Genomic DNA, 15,734 nt, shown 5'->3' with positions numbered 1-15,734 from the left:
TGATTTGGATCATGGAAAGGATGGATCAGATGACAACAAAAATTAAATTACAGGTAGGCGAAACACGTTCCGTGACTTGCTTACGCATGGGGATTAACGGTGAAGGGATCGCGACATTGGAACGACAAATCGTCTTTATACCAGGTCTGCTTGTCGGCGAAACCGCTCAAATCGAAATTACAGAAATTCATAATAACTTTGCCAATGCTAAAATCCTCAAGCGGGACGTCCGTTCACCCGATCGTGTGACGCCGTTATGTCCGATCTACAGCCAATGCGGAGGATGTCAGCTCCAGCACATGAGCTACGAAGGACAGCTCCGGTATAAAGAAGAGATGTTACGGAACGCCTTTACCAAATCAACAAAACTCAATGTTGAAAAGGCTGATATCCGTAAGACGATTGGTACGACAGAATGGGAATACCGCAACAAATCACAATTCGCCGTCGGAAAAGAAGGCAACCAAATCGTCAGTGGTCTGTACTCCGCAAACTCGAACCGTTTAGTGGCGATTGATGAGTGTGTCGTGCAAAACAAAGAAACATTACGTGTCAACAATGCGGTCACGCAATTGTTGAACGACTACAATGTGCCGGTTTACAGTTCAGCCAAACAAGATGGTGTCATCCGTAACATCGTCGTACGGACTGGAATCAAGACAGGTGAAATTCAAGTGGTCTTAGTGGCGTTCAAGGACGGGTTTAAGGATCTTGAAGGATTGTCACGTGACATCTATGACATTCCCGGTGTCATCTCAGTCGCCTTGAACATCAACGATAAATTAACATCACGTGTGTTTGGGGAACAAACAGAAATCCTCCGCGGCGTGGAACGGATTGAGGAACAGATGGGTGAATTCACATATCAACTGTCACCACGGGCGTTCTTCCAGTTAAACCCGGAACAAGCGGAGCGGATGTATGGAGAAGTCGTGAAAGCTGCTGCCTTGACGGGTGAAGAACGTGTTGTTGATGCATACGCCGGTGTTGGATCGATTGGTCTTTGGGTGGCGAGCGGAGCAAAAGAAGTCCGTGGTATGGAAATCGTCGAAGAAGCCGTTGAAGATGCGACAGCCCACATGAAGCAGTATGGTTTTAATCACGCCCATTATGTGGTCGGTAAAGCAGAAGCTTGGATTCCACGTTGGGTAAAAGAGGGCTGGGTACCTGACGTCTTCATCGTCGATCCACCACGTGCCGGATGTGATACACAGTTATTAAATGCGATGATTTCTTCTAAAGCGAAAAAAATCATCTATGTCTCGTGTAATCCACAATCACTGGCACGGGATTGTGATCATTTGATGAAAGCCGACTATAAAGTCAGCTACATTCAACCGTATGATATGTTCCCCCAAACGGCGCATGTCGAAGCAATCGTCGTCTTGGAAAAAAAGAAAAAGAAGAAATTTTAATGAAAATGCCTCATTCCTCTTTAAAAGGAACGAGGCATTTTTTTAGGTTTGTTGAAGCCAATTTTGATCTTGTTCCTGAAAACGGCGTTTTAGATCCGCGACACGTGCCGTCGACAAGGGACCCTGTTCGAGCAAACGGACGTTACGAATTAGATGCTCCGGGTTCGCCGTGCCGATGATGGCACTCGTGATCCCGGGCTCAAAGACGGTAAAACGAAGAGCCGTCTCAAGCCAGGACGATTCCTCAAGCGGGAAGTCAAGTTGCTCTGCCCGCTCCCAGTAAGGCTCGACATATTGTCCGACCGGTCGTGTGTCAAACCGCCAAGGGGCGTTGGCAAGCGGTCGTTTAGCGATGATTCCTTTTTGTTGCCGGTGAATCTCCGGTACGGAATCAGCCAATACCCGTTGATCGTAAAGGTTGACCGACGTTTGAAAACTGTCAAAGCGTCCGGTTTTGATGGCGTAATCCAAGTCATCTCGATCGCCTGAATAAGCAATCAGCCGGATTTTTCCCGCCTGTTTCGCCCGTTCCAGCACCTCGATGACGTCATCTTGAGCGAGTATCTCCTTGCTGCAAGAGTGAAGGTGGACAATATCGATGAAGTCCGTCTGCATCGTCAAGAGTGCTTGATCGATGCCACCGGCGACAGCTTGAAAGGTCCAATCCTTTGTACCCGGTACATCATATCCGACCTTCGTCGACAGGACGATGTCATGGCGGCGTTGTTTTAAGAAGTGACCGAGTCGTTTCTCGGATAAGCCATAGCCGCGCGCCGTATCAAATAGGCGGATGCCTAGGTCTAAGGCTTGGTGCAAGACCTGGCTTGCTTCCTGATCCGATAAAGCGTCGGAACCGATGTGACCGGCACCAAAGCCGAGCGGGGAGACTTGAATATCGGTCTGACCAAATGAACGTAATTCCATGCTCTTTTCCTCCTTTGTGTACTTCTCTACACTAAACGAAGAAAACGGTTGCATCAATCGTTAACACCTGATTGTTGCCGTCGTTTCTTCCTCCAAAAGAACAGGTAGCAGATCAGGAACAGACCGGCAATCAGCCAAGGGATGAGTGAGTCACGCTGAATCAATTCATTGACGGCAAACGCTTCGAGTAAGAGGGCCGGTACTTTCCCGATTGTACTGGCGCTCAAAAACACGAGTGCCGAGACACCGCTTGTTGCACTCAAGAAGGTGACCAGTCCGGACGGGGCAAACGGCAACAGCCGTAAAAAGAGGATTGACCAAAAGGCGTCCCATCCCGTCTGTTTCGTCAATTTCTCGAGCCATTTCAAGACAAGGGGTGATCGAATCAGCGGCTCGATCTGCCGGAACCCCCGGCGGTAAACGTAAAACGCGACCCCGGCACCTAGAACCTCGCCGAGAAAGGATAACAGAAGCCCTTCCCAAAAGCCAAAATAAAGCAGATTGGCGGCAGTGATGAATGCACTGGGCAACACACCAAACAAACTAACGAGTATGCTGACTAACAGACTGATCGGTACAGCAAATGTATCGGCTTGCTCCAACCAATGAAGAAATGTCGCTTCGATAGTAAAACGTCCTTTCTGAGAAAATCAAAAGACCAAACCGGCGGTAATCAACCGGTTTGGTCAACGTGGATCAAGCGAATCCATCTTCTTCGTCCGGCAACAACGGTAAGATGATTTGGACCGTCGTTCCTTCACCGAGTGCCGATTCAAAGGAAATGGTTCCGTCATGCCGATCGATGATATGTTTTGTGATGGCGAGACCGAGACCGGTTCCGCCGTCTTTGCGGGTCCGTGATTTATCGACCCGGTAAAAACGTTTCGTCAATCGTTCCAAATGCTCAGGTGGAATGCCTTCTCCTTCATCCCGAATCGTGCAGACCGTCCGTTCACCGTCCGTTTTGGTCGAGAGATAGATGTTTTTAGAAGCAGGTGTGTAACGTAAGGCATTATCGAGAATATTCCCGATGACCTGTTCCAACCGATCGTTATCACCAAGGACAATTTGACTCGGATCAATCTCTGTGATGATGGATACTCCTTTAGCTTTCGCAATCGGTTCCATGCGGTAGACGACATCTTCCAGCACTTGGCTGAAGACGAGCGGCTGTTTCGTCATCGGATACGAGTCCCGTTCCAGTTGAGCCAGGTCCAGTAAATCATTGACGAGTCGTTGCAAGCGTTCCGTTTCCCGTTCGATGATTTGATGATACTGATCCCGCGTTTTGTCATCGAGTGCTTGATCTTGCATCATTTCGGTATAGCCTCGGATGTAGGAGAGGGGTGTCCGTAATTCATGGCTGACATTGGCCAAGAATTCTTTCCGTTGTTCATCGACTTCGCCGAGCGATTCCGCCATCTTATTTAACGTTTCCGCCAGTTCGCCGATTTCATCGTCGGATTGGATCGGAATCCGGTAATCAAAATCACCTTGTGCATAAACCGTCGAAGCCCGTTTCATATCAATCAGCGGGCGGATGATCGTATCGATGATCTGGCGTCCAAAGATGACGAGATTGAGGACAATCAAGCCGATCATGAAGAAAATCATCAAGCGGAGCGGACGGAACGGTTCACTGATTTGACCCAGCTCAAGATACAGAATCAGTGTTCCGACAAGACGGTTATTTTCGATGATTGGAAAACCTGTCATGAGAATATCCGACCCTTCGATCGGATGCGTCCGGCTTGAGACGACCGTTTCACCGTTACGTAACTGTTCAATATCCGCATTCGTCAAGAACCGCAGACCGGCCGGATTTTTCTTCAGAAAGTCGATGAAAAAAACTTTCGATTCGGTCAATTCGTTCGTATAGGTCATGCCATCGTAAAAGGCGCCGGACAAGCCTTCCGATTCATAGATGTTAATCAATTTTTCCCCGCGGTTAAGCAGAAGATCTTCCTGCGTTTGTAAATAAAAGCGGTCATACAAGTAAAATGTCAGCAACACGAATAAGACGGCAGAAAACACGCTTGTGAACCAAATCGTAATCCAAATCCGACGTCGGATGGTATAACGCTTAATCATACCTCCTCGAATTTATATCCGATGCCCCAGACCGTCTGGATTGAGCCACCAGCCTCACCGAGCTTCAGACGGAGTGTTTTGATATGGGTATCAACGGTCCGGAGGTTTCCGATGTAGTCCGCACCCCAAATTTGATCAAGCAGTTGTTCACGGGAAAAAACTTTATCGTTATTTTGAACAAACAGGTGTAGCAAATCAAATTCCTTTCGCGTCAAACTGATTGGTTTTCCACTGACATGGACACTCCGGCTTTCCGTATCCAATTCAAGTTTACCGATTGTTAATGTCGCTGATTGATCGACTGTAAAGCGATGCGAGCGACGCAGAGTCGCTTCAATACGGGCTAACAATTCCCGTGGACTGAACGGTTTGGTAATGTAATCATCGGCTCCGATTTTCAAACCGTGAATCCGGTCGAGTTCGTCGGAACGTGCCGTCAGCATGATGATTGGGACATTCGAAAATTCGCGGATCCGCATACAAGCGGTTAATCCGTCCATTTCCGGCATCATGACATCGAGTAACACAAGATGAAACGTGTCTTGTTGCATTTGGTCAAGGGCTTCTTGACCGTTTGAAGCGGTCGTCGTGTGGTAGTTTTCTTTTTGAAGGTTTGAGACAAGCAGATCGCGCATTTGTGCTTCATCGTCTACGACCAGTATTTTAAAGGATTGTTCCGGCATCAGTAATCACTCCATTTCATATAGGAAGAGGTGATAGCTTCTTCCGACAGGTGAATTTTCCTTATTATCATACCATTTGAAGCTTTCGATCCGCATCAAAAGTACGACAAAAAAGCACAAGAGGAAGGTTCCTCTCATGCTTCGAGTTGCTGTTCGTAGACCGTTTCGAATTCGCGGCCGTGAATATACATTTGAAAACTTGATTTCGAGACTTCATACAGTGTGAACTGGGTTTCTCCCGTGTTCAACTGTTCGAGTAGAGTTGGGCGCAATTCATCCGCACAAAAGGCGTACGGCAACTTTTCCGCTGCTTTTTGAGAACGGATGTTGGTCTTGCGGATTTTCATGAAGACACTTTCGAATTCTAGGTCAAAAAATAATTCCGCAAAAAAAGCTTCCTTTGCGAGATTGTTATACCCTTTCCCATGATACGGTTTACCTAACCATGTACCGAGAAACCCATACTGTCCTTCGATATCGAGTAAACTGATTGTACCGATTGGTTGGTCAAATTCGTCTAGGATGGTGCGTGAAACCAGTTCTCCACGCTCTTCCTCTTCGATTGCCTGCTTTGTAGTAAACAGAAATTCATCAAAGTACCGTGTTTTTTGGCGGACGTACGGATATACGTCTTGATGCTGCATCAGTTCGAACAAATCAGCGCAGTCGCTCAGCTCCCGTTGCTTGAGCATACTTCCATTCCTCCTTCTTAAGACCGCTAGAATGATTGTCGAAAGCTACCTGTCTGACTCGTTTGAACCGCGCATGGTATGCCTTCTTCAGTTGTCGGATAAGATAATATTACCTTCTTTTTTTAAAAAAGCAAGTAAATAATTTTTGTGAAAAAACATACAAAAATAAGACATTTCCTGCAAACGAGAAAGCCGTATTTTCATAACAAAAAAAGCCTTTGATTTCCAACGAATTTTCGTTAAAATCAAAGGTTGTTTTTTTAAGACATCGATGTCAGGTGAGTATGCTCAAAAATGACTTTTCCGTCAATCATCGTCATCAAGGGCTTTGCGAGATAATCGAGCGGGAAATGACTCCAAAGGACGAGATCGGCATCTTTTCCGACTTCAATGGACCCGACGCGATCCGCAACGCCAATCGAACGGGCCGGATTGATCGTGATGGCACGAAGCGCAATATCGACAGGTAGTCCTTCACGGGCAGCAAGACCGGCACATAAATTTAAGTATTGAACCGGTGTGTACGGATGATCCGTCGTGATCGACACTTCAAGACCGTGTTCATGAAGAACACGATACGTTTCCCATGTCTTATTTTTGAGTTCGATTTTTGACTTTCGTGTAAACGTCGGACCGACTGTAACGTGTTCAATGGGCAATTGTTGCAGCTCTTGGGCAACGAGATGACCTTCTGTACAATGTTCGATTCGGACATCAAGATCGAACTCTTCCGCAAAACGAATCGCCGATAAAATATCATCGGCCCTGTGGGCATGGACGCGAAGCGGCATTTCCTTTTTGAGGACCCGTTCAATCATCCGATGGGCAAATGTATCTGCGGTCCGTTGCATCTTCACTTCAAGAAACGCTTCCCGCAACATGCCCATGATTCCCATCCGCGTCAATTCGCCGGCGCGACCGGCACTATGAACACGTTTTGGATTTTCACCGAGAGCAATTTTTAATCCGGCGTATTTCCGTAAAATCATGTCATCAATGAAACGACCGTGTGTCTTAATGACACTCGTGACACCACCGATGATATTCATACTGCCGGGCATGACCTGTACCGTTGTGACACCGTGTTCAATCGCTTCTTTAAAACCTTCATCGAGCGGATATACGCCGTCGATTGCCCGTAAGTGGGGCGTCATCGCAAAAATGGTCTCGTTGGCATCATTTCCGACTGTACCGGTTCCTTCATCGTACAAGCCAAGATGCGTATGGGCATCGATGAATCCAGGCAATAAGAACCGTCCTTCCGCTTCGATGACCCGTTCGTCCTGTTCCGCGTCCAGCAATTCGTTGATTTCATGGATTTTTCCATCTTTGATTCGGATATCGCCATAAAAATTATCTGATGTGATGGGAAAGATATGTGCATTGCGTATTAAAACATCCAACATTGTTCAACCCCTGTATTAGTTTGTATGCTCGAGACTCTGAAGTGCATCCTTTAATTCAGCATACCGAAACTTGAAGCCGTTTTCGAGTGCTTTTTTAGGAATAACGCGTGTCCCTTCGAGGACGATGACACTTTTTTCTCCTAGAGCAAGCTCAAGCGCAAAGCGTGGAGCCGGTAACCAGTGGGGACGGTGTAATACCTGACCAATCGTTTGACCGAAACGACGCATCGTCTCCGGATGAGGTGCTGTGATGTTCAACGGTCCGCTGACGGAGTCAGTCTTCAAGGCAAACACGAACAATTCGACAAGATCATCGATATGGACCCATGACACCCACTGCTTGCCATCACCCATTGTTCCGCCCCCGAATAAAGTATAAGGAAGACGCATTAAAGGGTAAGCGCCACCTTCAGTGCTTAAGACGACGCCGATACGTGGGTGGACGAGACGAATGCCGAGTTCGGCAATGGGTTGGGCAAGATGTTCCCATTCGACACAGACATGACTCAGGAAATCGGCTGTTGGAGGCAAGACAGTCTCTTCTGAAAAGGTTTGGTGACGATCCTGACCGTAAATGCCGACAGCGGATGCTGACAGAACGACATTTGGTTTTGAGTCAAGTGCTTGAATGATCCGGACAAGTTCTTTCGTCGAATCAATCCGGCTTTCAAGAATCACTCGTTTCCGTTCTTCCGTCCAACGCCCTTCATTGATGGAGGCGCCGGCCAAATGGATGAACGCATCCACATCATTTAATTTATGTTCCGGAGCCGCGGTATCCGTCAACCATTCGACGTAGGAGACGGCACCTTCCGCTTCTTTTGGTGAACGAGTCAGAATCTTAATCTGGTGTCCTTCGTTAAGTAAACGTTTAGTTAAAGCTTGTCCAATCATTCCCGTTCCGCCGGTAATTGCAATATTCATAAGATTATTCATCCTTTCGTTTTGATACTTGTACATATGTTCCCGTTTGTCTGTTTCACTCAAACCTTATTCAACATGTTATCGTTGCAAGAGAAGATAAAAAAGGAGGAACCGACTTGAAAATCAAACGGATCTCAACCCAAAAGAAAAATACCGAGCGTTTTAATATTTATATTGAACGTGAGGGCAAGGAAGAATACGCCTTTGCCGTCGATGTCGATATTCTAATCAAATATAATCTGCAACGGGATAAAGAGCTAGAAGATGATTTCGTCAAGGAAGTACTGACGGCAGAGGAACAGCAAAAAGCCTATCGCTTATCCCTCAATCATTTGTCTTACCGGATGCGGGCGACGAGTGAAGTCGAAGCCTACCTGATGGAAAAGGAAACACCGGAGCATGCCGTCACACATGCGATCAAACGGTTGACCGACCAAAAATACCTGAATGACCAACAGTTCGCCTTGGCGTATACGGCAACGAAAAAGGCAACGACGCCGCAAGGACCCGGAAAGATTCGCCGGGATCTCGAAGCCTTGAAAGTTCCAAAGTCGTATATCGACGAAGCGCTTGCGGAGTTTACGGAAGAAGAAGAGCTTGAAAAAGTCTTGAAGTTTCTGCGGCAAAAACAAAAAGAACTGGCCCGCCGGTCGGTTCGGGAGCTCAAACAAAAATTGCAGCAAACATTGATGCAACGCGGCTTTTCGACAGAAGTCGCAAGACAGGGTTTGCAACTTGTTTTTGAAGAGGTCGAAGCGGAAACGGAAGAGTCTGCTGCGTTGTATCAAGCCCGGAAGTACTATCCGAAATACCGGAACCTGGAGCCGTTCGCCCGGGTTCAAAAAACGCAACAAGCATTGGTTCGAAAAGGATTTCCTTATGCACTTGTTGCGGAAGTAATCGAACAGGTCAAGCAGGAAGAAGCGGATGAAATATAAGTTTTGGCTTCTTTTCAAAAGATTAGACACAAAATTGACAATTGTTCGATAATTATGCTATTCTACGCTCAGATTAAGAAAAGGAGGAACCGTCACATGAAACAGCCAATTGTCAACGCATCGACTAAACAGCTAAATATGGCGGAGACTCTCGAACTCGTATAAACACTCATTCAGTGTGCGATTGACAGGGGATCCGTTCCCCGAGCACGCAGACCATATCGTCGATTCAAATCGTCTTTAGAAAGGCAGATTGATTCTCGGACTGCTCCGGAAATCCGTCTGCCTTTTTTGCGTGCTTGGAAACCAGATAACACCATTATGAACGACAAAGGGGGGAACCATCGTGCGATTATTTCGCCAACTCAGTTGGTTTCTGAAGGAACATAAAAAATCGTATTTACTTGCCGTGTTGCTATTGATTGTGACCGGCTTCATCGACCTGACACCACCATGGTTGATTGGAAAAGTCATCGACGGATTACGGTCTGGTTCCATGGACCGGACGACCTTGATTCAGTATGTGGTGGGTCTGACCGTTATTTCCATTACGTCCTTTATTTTGACATATTTGTGGCTTGCGAAATTGTTTGGAACGGCCTTTTTACTGGAGCGGACGTTACGCAGTCAGTTTTTTACGCACTTGTTAAAACTGACGCCCACCTTTTATCAGCGTAATCGAACAGGAGATTTAATGGCACTTGCGACCAATGACTTGAAGGCAGTGGAACGGACAGCTGGTTTTGGTGTCTTGACACTCGTTGACTCATTGAACATGACGGCGATTACGCTCGTCGTGATGGGTGTCGCCATTGATTGGAAGCTGACGCTTGCGGCATTATTGCCGATGCCGATTCTTGCCTATGCGATGAATAAACTCGGTAGTCAGATTCATGGACGGTTCATGACGGCACAGGATGCTTTTGGCACGATGAATGATCAAGTCGTGGAATCAATTTCCGGACTGCGGGTCATTCGCTCATTCGTTCAAGAAGACATCGATGTCAAAAAGTTTGATGACGTCACGAGCGATGTATTCGATAAAAACATGCATGTCGCAAAAATTGATGTCTTGTTTGAACCCATCATTAAATTATTAGTCGGTATCAGTTATTTGATTGGTTTATCGTTTGGGACCTACCTTGTCTTCACGAACGACATCACGCTCGGACAACTCGTCGCCTTCAATATTTATCTCGGGATGTTGATTTGGCCGATGTACGCGTTCGGGGAATTGATCAACGTCATTCAGCGCGGAACAGCAAGTCTTGATCGTCTGCAGGCGACGATGCGGGTCAAACCGCTGATTACGTCGACTCCGGTCGTAGATGTCGCTCTTCCTGAAACAATTGTTTTATCTGATTTGACGTTTACGTATCCGGGAACGAAACAACCCGCATTACGTGGCATCAACGTGACGATCGAACAAGGAAAGACAATCGGAATCGTCGGTCCGACAGGTGCCGGAAAAACGACGTTGTTACGCCAGTTTTTACGCGAATATCCGGTCGGTCGCGACATGTTGCAAGTCAATGGGACGCCGTACGAAGATGTGGCGCTTGAGACGGTCCGGGGCTGGACAGGTTATGTCTCGCAGGAACATCTACTGTTCTCGAAAACGGTCAGGGACAATATCCTCTTCGGAGCTGGAACGGCAACGGAAGCCGAACTGCAAGAAGCGATTCGTTTGGCATCGTTCACGACAGATGTCACGATGCTCGATCAAGGTCTTGAGACGTTGGTCGGCGAACGTGGTGTTACGTTATCCGGGGGACAAAAACAACGACTCTCGATTGCTCGGGCGATGTTGAAGAAACCGAAATTATTATTGCTCGACGATTCTTTATCCGCTGTCGATGCGAAAACCGAGTCGCATATCATTGAAGCGATTCGAACCAATCGGGAGCAAGCTACGACATTGATCGTCGCTCACCGCCTGTCAGCGGTTGCCCATGCGGACGAAATCCTTGTCCTCCAAGACGGTCAAGTGACGGAACGCGGCACGCATGGACAGTTGATGGAACGTCAAGGCTGGTATGCCGAACAGTTTGAACGACAAAGTGAAGAAACGTAAGGTAGGAGGTGTCAAACATGAATGAAGAAGAGTTGTATCTATTAGATCCCGTTCGTCGGAAAACGACGATCCGATCGCTTGTCCGTTATGCGATGTATGAAAAGCAAGCGATTTTCCTGGGATTGTTCCTATTGATTTTGGCAGTCGGAGCAGAACTGACCGGACCCTATATTGCGAAAGTCATCATTGACGAACATATCGTCGCGATTGAAAAGGACTGGGTGGAAGTAAAGGATGGAGGAAGGGTCGAGTATGACGGGCGTCAGTTTGCGAAGACACAGGACGTCCCGTCTTCTGCTATCATTCAATCCATTTCGATTGTCCAGTCAAAAGACGGTTATTATTTTGTACCGAAACAAGTCGTCAGCGGTGGCGAACGCAGTGTGACCGACGGGACGTTGACCGTCACGCGTGGCGATGAGACGTTTCGATATTCGGGCGTCGCAAAGCTGACGCAAGGCCAAGTGTATGATTTTTATGCCTCTGACTTAAAAGCAGTCGGCTGGCTGTCCTTGATGTACATCATCTTGCTGTTAATCGCAGCGGGTCTGAACTGGGTCCAACAAATCCTGCTTCAGCGGTCGGCGCATAAAATTGTCAAACGAATGCGGCTCGACGTCTTTACGCATTTACAACGGTTGCCGGTCCGCTATTTTGACCAAACACCGATTGGGAAGATTGTCAGCCGGGTGACGAATGATACGGAAACAATCCGTGATCTATATTTAGGGGTGTTGGCGCGGGTCTTTTCCGGATTGATCACGATGGCTGGAATTTTAGTAGCAATGTTTTTCCTCGATGTCCGTCTCGGACTCATCTCGCTCCTGATCATCCCGATCGTCTATTTCTGGATTCAGTTATTCCAAAAGCTAGCGACGGAAAATAACTTCAAAGTCCGTTCGCTTGTCGCGGATATGAATGGTCAACTGAATGAAAACATTCAAACGATGCCAATCATTCAAGCGTATGCGCGGGAAAAAGAAGTGTTGGCGGAATTCGAACAGAAAAACGAAGAGAATTATCAGACCCGTTCGAAGTTATTACGGCTTGATGCCTTGATGTCGCATAACTTGTCGTATTTCTTAAAAAACCTGACACTCGCTTTGTTGATTTGGGTTGTCGCCGGAAAGAGTTTGACCGACGGGACGTTTTTATCGCTCGGTATTTTATATGCTTATATCGACTATGTCTCACGTCTCTTCGAACCGGTCACTCAAATCATGAACCAATTGTCGCCCTTGCAACAGGCACTCGTTTCCGCAGACCGGATGTTCCAGTTGCTCGACGAAAAAGGAGAAGACGTCGGAAAAGGACGTTTACCCCGTTTCGCCGGTCGCGTAGAATTCAAACAGGTCGGCTTCAGCTATGACCCGGGTCATCCTGTATTGCAAGACATTGAAATTGATGCGCGTCCGGGGGCGACGGTTGCCCTCGTTGGTCATACGGGCAGCGGAAAAAGTTCAATCATGAACTTATTGATGCGTTTTTATGATTCGTCCTCCGGGCAGCTGTTGATTGACGGACAAGATGTCACGCAACTCCCGAAGCAGGCGGTTCGGGATCATATGGGAATCGTCTTGCAAGATCCGTTTTTATTCACGGGAACGATTCGGTCGAACATCACGCTCGGAAATCCGGCCATTTCGGAGGAACGCATCCGCGAAGCCATCGTTGCGGTGGGCGCGGACCGATTCATCGACCGGCTTCCGAAAGGACTGGATGAGCCGGTCATCGAAAAAGGAGCGACCTTATCCGCCGGTGAACGGCAGTTGATCAGTTTTGCCCGAGCGCTGGCCTTTGATCCGGCCATCTTGGTGCTCGATGAAGCAACGGCGAGTGTCGACTCCGAGACGGAAGCGATGATTCAAGAAGCGTTGTTGACGTTGACGAAAGGGCGGACGACGTTCATCATCGCCCACCGTTTATCGACGATTAAAGACGCGGATGAAATCATTGTTCTTGACCAGGGACAGATTGCTGAACGTGGTACACACGAAGAGTTGCTCGCAAAACAAAACATCTACGCCAAAATGTATGCATTACAAAGCAAACGAAATCTCGAACTGAAATCAAGCTAACCCTATGATTCTCCTCCTTCTTTTCGTATATACTAATGACGAAGAGGGGGAGTTTTTTGATGGATACACGAATGAGTCAACTGTCGAAGTATGAATTAGAGATGCTCGTGACGAAGTTGAATGAACAAAAACGAAAAGCAGAGCAACACGGAAACATGAGTGAAGTGGAAGTCATCATTCGAAAGATTGCGATTGCCCAAAGTTATTTGGTCGATGCCAGCCGGTTCGAGACGGGACGCTTTTACCGGATTGACGGGGAAGAAGCACGATTCGAGCTGCATTTCGTCAACGGTGTGATGGGGTGGGGACATTTCGAAGGGACGGTCAATGAAGTGGCGATTCCACTGGCATTGATTCAAGAAGAGGAGGAATGATGATGGATCAAAATCGTTCGGAAGCACTAAAAGGATTGGCGGAAGAATTGCAAGGCGTCAACGAGACGCTGACGCCGCTTGAAGCATTGACGTGGGTTGAGGTCTTATGGGAAGATTTCGAAGCGACGCTTGCACGAGCGGGAGAGAAATACCAAGGTGAGGCCGTTGCTGTTCGTTTCGTCCAGCAACAAATCAAGCAACATGGAGCGATGCTTCATCGTTTCAACACGACAAATGAGAAATTCAAACATCTGATGATTGGGCGCGACACCCAGTGATTCAGATGCAACAAAAAAAGGACTCGTTGACCCGGAAGTTGTTTCGGATAACGAGTCCTTTATTCATAGTGCAGGGACAACCAGTTTTTTTTGTAATGTGCGTTCACTAAAGACCCAGCCGGTGTACGAGCTGACGATCTGGCGGGAGGCCGCATCGATTCGGACAACCGCGACGAACGGATACACTTCTTTCGTAAAGTAACGTAAGTTCGTGAAACGGTATTCGACAATCCCGTCTTTTCGTGAAACGGTATACGTGTGAATTTTTGAGAATTCGAGAAAAGCTTGCAAATCTGCATTTTCTTTGACGATTTCGTATAATTCGTCTCCATGCGGTTCGTCCTTAATCCGGAAATTACCGCATTCGACGACGGTACCGGCATTGATTTTGACGACCGCATATTCATTTCGCAAGCGGGCCGCGACGTGCCATTCATCCCATTTCATACCGGGCGAGATAAACAGCTTATGCGCTCCGCCGTAGTAACGGGCTGCTGTTGCCAAAGCGTCGTTTCGCAATTTGAACTGAACCGCGTAATAGATGATGACGATCGCAATCAAAATCGGGAAGATGACGATTGTTGCACGGGTCAATAACCAAATTCCGAACGCACCGTAGTACATCGTAAACAGATAAGGGTCAAACGTATTGATGACACCCCAACCAATCCAAGCCCTTTTAAAGGGATGGAGCGCCTGCGTGCCGTAAGCATTAAACAGATCGACGAAGACATGAAGGGCGACAGCGATCTGTGCCATCAGCCATAATGAAGTAGGTGGAACGCCGAACAAGGCACCGATGACGATCGACAACAACAATGGCCAAGCGATTAAAGCGATTAAACCGTGTGATTTACCACGATGTTGTCTAAGGTAGGCACTGTTGCCTTTAAATTTAAATACAGTATCAAAGTCTGGAGCATGGGAACCGACCAACGCCGTAGTCGTGACTGCCGCAAACAGCGTTGCGCTTGCTGCGACATCCGGTTCAAGTGTGGAAATGGCGGCGAGGCAAAGTCCCATTCCGATATGCGTACCAGTATCCAATGCGAATTCGCTCCTCTATCAAAGTATTCAGAATCATGAACGTAAATTGATTTTAAGGTTAATTGAACTTACTATAACGTATCAAATAGAAAAGAGGTAATATTTTGACTCTTGTTACAGAATATTTCACAAACTTCAATAAGCAACTTTTTACGACGGAATTGGTTCAGTGGTTTTTAAGGGAACAACGGCAATTGCCATGGCGTGAAACGAAAAACCCGTATCATATCTGGATCAGTGAGATCATGTTGCAACAGACACGTGTCGATACGGTAATTCCGTATTACCAACGATTCACGGAACGATTTCCGACACCTCATGATTTAGCGGCGGCCGATCAAAGTGAAGTCTTAAAATACTGGGAAGGCTTAGGGTACTATTCCCGTGTTAAGAACCTTCAAATCGCCGTTCAGGAAGTTGTTGAAAAATATGATGGAATCGTACCGGATGAGAAAGAACGATTTGAAAGTTTACGGGGAGTAGGTCCCTATACGACCGGGGCCGTCCTTTCCATCGCATATGGTCATCCGGAACCTGCTGTTGACGGGAACGTCATGCGTGTATTATCACGGGTTTTGGGAATTTATGATGACATTGCCGCACCGAAAACACGGAAGGTATTCGAAGCTGCCGTTCATGAATTGATTGATCATGCAGATCCTTCGAGTTTCAATCAAGGATTGATGGAGCTTGGCGCGATGGTTTGTACGCCAAAATCACCGATGTGTGGACTTTGTCCGGTCAATGATGTCTGTTTTGCTTACGATCGATCCGTTCAGGCGGAGCTTCCCGTTAAAACAAAAAAAGGAA

General features: G+C 47.2%; 15 protein-coding genes. 7 read left to right on the top strand and 8 right to left on the bottom strand.

Annotated features, from left to right (window positions below):
• Positions 1-29: 29 nt before the first annotated feature.
• Entirely contained in the window at positions 30-1,415 is a 1,386-nt protein-coding gene (gene rlmD / locus ACHA8N_RS16600) for a 23S rRNA (uracil(1939)-C(5))-methyltransferase RlmD (RefSeq protein WP_147512677.1), read from the top strand.
• Positions 1,416-1,457: 42 nt separating this feature from the next.
• Here rlmD and ACHA8N_RS16595 read toward each other — a convergent pair whose 3' ends face one another.
• The 7 genes from ACHA8N_RS16595 to ACHA8N_RS16565 form a co-directional block, all read right to left on the bottom strand.
• On the bottom strand, positions 1,458-2,339 hold the full coding sequence (locus ACHA8N_RS16595; protein WP_393966370.1) for an aldo/keto reductase: 882 nt from the start codon (positions 2,337-2,339) through the stop codon (positions 1,458-1,460).
• 53 nt (positions 2,340-2,392) lie between these two features.
• The gene (locus tag ACHA8N_RS16590) at positions 2,393-2,941 is read right to left on the bottom strand and encodes a TVP38/TMEM64 family protein (protein WP_393966369.1); all 549 of its coding nucleotides are present in this window, start codon (positions 2,939-2,941) and stop codon (positions 2,393-2,395) included.
• 94 nt (positions 2,942-3,035) lie between these two features.
• Positions 3,036-4,430, bottom strand: a complete 1,395-nt coding sequence (locus tag ACHA8N_RS16585; RefSeq protein ID WP_393966368.1) for a sensor histidine kinase — start codon at positions 4,428-4,430, stop codon at positions 3,036-3,038.
• On the bottom strand, positions 4,427-5,113 hold the full coding sequence (locus ACHA8N_RS16580; protein ID WP_026833789.1) for a response regulator transcription factor: 687 nt from the start codon (positions 5,111-5,113) through the stop codon (positions 4,427-4,429). The genes ACHA8N_RS16585 and ACHA8N_RS16580 overlap by 4 nt, the downstream gene beginning before the upstream one ends.
• A 134-nt stretch (positions 5,114-5,247) precedes the next feature.
• Positions 5,248-5,805: a GNAT family N-acetyltransferase gene (locus ACHA8N_RS16575; RefSeq protein ID WP_026829132.1), complete on the bottom strand. Its 558-nt coding sequence runs from the start codon at positions 5,803-5,805 to the stop codon at positions 5,248-5,250.
• Between the two features lie 260 nt (positions 5,806-6,065).
• The gene (locus ACHA8N_RS16570) at positions 6,066-7,211 is read right to left on the bottom strand and encodes an amidohydrolase (protein WP_393966367.1); all 1,146 of its coding nucleotides are present in this window, start codon (positions 7,209-7,211) and stop codon (positions 6,066-6,068) included.
• 15 nt (positions 7,212-7,226) lie between these two features.
• Positions 7,227-8,135 carry a TIGR01777 family oxidoreductase gene (locus ACHA8N_RS16565; RefSeq protein ID WP_147512671.1) on the bottom strand — a complete coding sequence of 303 codons (909 nt, stop codon included), beginning with the start codon at positions 8,133-8,135 and terminating at the stop codon, positions 7,227-7,229.
• A 116-nt stretch (positions 8,136-8,251) separates the two neighbouring features.
• On the opposite strand from ACHA8N_RS16565, the gene ACHA8N_RS16560 reads away from it, so the two are divergent.
• From ACHA8N_RS16560 to ACHA8N_RS16540, 5 genes are all read left to right on the top strand, one after another.
• Positions 8,252-9,073, top strand: coding sequence for a RecX family transcriptional regulator (locus ACHA8N_RS16560; protein ID WP_393966366.1), 822 nt, complete (start codon positions 8,252-8,254; stop codon positions 9,071-9,073).
• Between the two features lie 346 nt (positions 9,074-9,419).
• Positions 9,420-11,147: an ABC transporter ATP-binding protein gene (locus tag ACHA8N_RS16555; RefSeq protein ID WP_393966365.1), complete on the top strand. Its 1,728-nt coding sequence runs from the start codon at positions 9,420-9,422 to the stop codon at positions 11,145-11,147.
• 17 nt (positions 11,148-11,164) lie between these two features.
• Positions 11,165-13,225: an ABC transporter ATP-binding protein gene (locus ACHA8N_RS16550; RefSeq protein ID WP_393966364.1), complete on the top strand. Its 2,061-nt coding sequence runs from the start codon at positions 11,165-11,167 to the stop codon at positions 13,223-13,225.
• A gap of 59 nt (positions 13,226-13,284) precedes the next feature.
• The gene (locus ACHA8N_RS16545; protein ID WP_028106880.1) at positions 13,285-13,599 is read left to right on the top strand and encodes a DUF1811 family protein; all 315 of its coding nucleotides are present in this window, start codon (positions 13,285-13,287) and stop codon (positions 13,597-13,599) included.
• A 2-nt stretch (positions 13,600-13,601) separates the two neighbouring features.
• Positions 13,602-13,877, top strand: a complete 276-nt coding sequence (locus ACHA8N_RS16540) for a YfhJ family protein (protein ID WP_147512667.1) — start codon at positions 13,602-13,604, stop codon at positions 13,875-13,877.
• A 63-nt stretch (positions 13,878-13,940) separates the two neighbouring features.
• On the opposite strand, the gene ACHA8N_RS16535 is transcribed toward ACHA8N_RS16540, so the two are convergent.
• Positions 13,941-14,924, bottom strand: coding sequence for a metal-dependent hydrolase (locus tag ACHA8N_RS16535; RefSeq protein ID WP_147512666.1), 984 nt, complete (start codon positions 14,922-14,924; stop codon positions 13,941-13,943).
• 104 nt (positions 14,925-15,028) lie between these two features.
• Here ACHA8N_RS16535 and mutY point away from each other — a divergent pair.
• On the top strand, positions 15,029-15,734 hold a 706-nt coding region (gene mutY / locus ACHA8N_RS16530), incomplete at its 3' end, for an A/G-specific adenine glycosylase (protein WP_393966363.1).

It is taken from the genome of Exiguobacterium sp. S22-S28, from assembly GCF_043359615.1.
Lineage (GTDB): Bacteria > Bacillota > Bacilli > Exiguobacteriales > Exiguobacteriaceae > Exiguobacterium_A.
Note: the sequence above shows the minus strand (reverse complement) of the source record. Positions and strands in the feature narration are given on the sequence as shown.